General features: G+C 38.3%; 2 protein-coding genes. Both read right to left on the bottom strand.

Annotation, left to right across the window (positions count from 1 at the left end; all coding sequences use genetic code 11):
- On the bottom strand, positions 1 to 148 hold a 148-nt coding region (locus tag B0I03_RS06835; RefSeq protein WP_146603268.1), incomplete at its 3' end, for a type IX secretion system membrane protein PorP/SprF.
- A gap of 12 nt (positions 149 to 160) precedes the next feature.
- Positions 161 to 1633, bottom strand: a 1473-nt coding sequence (locus B0I03_RS06830) for a gliding motility-associated C-terminal domain-containing protein (protein ID WP_146603267.1), incomplete at its 5' end; no start/stop codon positions are given.

The raw sequence follows: 1633 nt of genomic DNA, 5'->3' as shown, positions 1-1633 counted from the left end.
AACCCATAGATAAGTTCTCCTTACTACCAGCATATGCCGGATTCATTACACTCATGTTATACATGTATTGCGTATAATGGGGATCTTGTTGTGCAAAAGCAAATACACCAACTAACAAAATAACAATTTGAATAATTTTATTTCTCATATCTATTTGCTTTTAGTTCATTCGTATTAAATATACCCAACCCGTTTTCACCTCACCATTTGGTAAACTTAAAACATAATAATATGTGGCTGTAGGCAATTCTTCACCTGAGTTAGTCTTACCATCCCAATTATTGACATAATTATCTTTACTATAAACTTCAACTCCATATCTATTGAAAATTTGAGCTCTCTCTACATTCAATCCAGATAAATCCCAAATATCATTATCTCCATCATTGTTTGGCGAAACTCCTTTTGGAATAGTACATGGTAAAACTTGAACCGTTACAAATTCAATTGTAGTACATGAATCAACCGTTGCTCTAACTTCATATGTACCTGATTGAGAAATTACAATTGTAGATGATGTGCCAAGTAAATTCAACGAACTGTCATACCATTCATAAGTAGCAATTCCCGAATCAACTGAAGCCGTAATTTCAAATCTTGCTCCATTACATCCTGAAACCGTTGAAATAATTGGCGAAGATGGTACTGAATTTATATTCATTGCTGCTGAAGCCAATGAAGTACATCCAGATGAAATATCTCTTACAACTATTATATAACTAGTGTTTGGCAAAAGCCCTGAGAACGTAGTACCAGATTGATAAGTTATACCGTTATCAATACTGTATTCTAAAGTTCCTCCCAAAGGAGCTGTAACTACAATTATTCCTGTAGGCGTTGTACATGTAGGCTGAAACGTTACACCAGCCGTTACAACTGTAGGTGTGCTTAACATCAACAAATTACTAAACGATGCCGATGCTACTGATGAACAACTTCCGTTGGTTGCTGTTACCGTATAACTTGTGCCAACTACCATGCCACTTATCAATCCGCCTGCGCCTACTGTAGGACCCGCTGGTGTGAATGTATAAATTAACGCTCCGTTGTAATTCGTTATCGTAGATATTCCATCTGATGAACATGTTGGAGCTGTTGTTGAAATCGTTGGTTGCGATGGAACTGCTAAAGTAGCCAAATTAGTAAACGATGCTGATACTACAGAAGTACAACTTCCATTACCTGATGTAACCGTATAACTTGTGCCAATTGTCATTCCACTAATTACTCCACCTGCGCCTGCTGTAGGACCTGCTGGTGTGAATGTGTAAGTATTGGCTGCATTATAATTCGTTATCGTTGATGTTCCTGCTGCAACACACGTTGGTGCTGTAGTAGTAATCGTTGGAACCGCTGGAGTAACTAGCATAGCTAAATTACTAAACGATGCCGATGCTACTGATGAACAACTTCCGTTGGATGCTGTTACCGTATAACTTGTACCAACTGTCATGCCACTTATCAATCCGCCTGCTCCTGCGGTAGGACCAACTGGTGTGAATGTGTAAATTAACGCTCCGTTGTAATTCGTTATCGTAGATATTCCATCTGATGAACATGTTGGAGCTGTTGTTGAAATCGTTGATTGCGATGGAACTGCTAAAGTAGCCAAATTAGTAAACGATGCTGATAC

The sequence above is a fragment of the Flavobacterium aquaticum genome, assembly GCF_003259835.1.
GTDB classification, from domain to species: Bacteria; Bacteroidota; Bacteroidia; order Flavobacteriales; family Flavobacteriaceae; genus Flavobacterium; species Flavobacterium aquaticum.
Note: the sequence above shows the minus strand (reverse complement) of the source record. Positions and strands in the feature narration are given on the sequence as shown.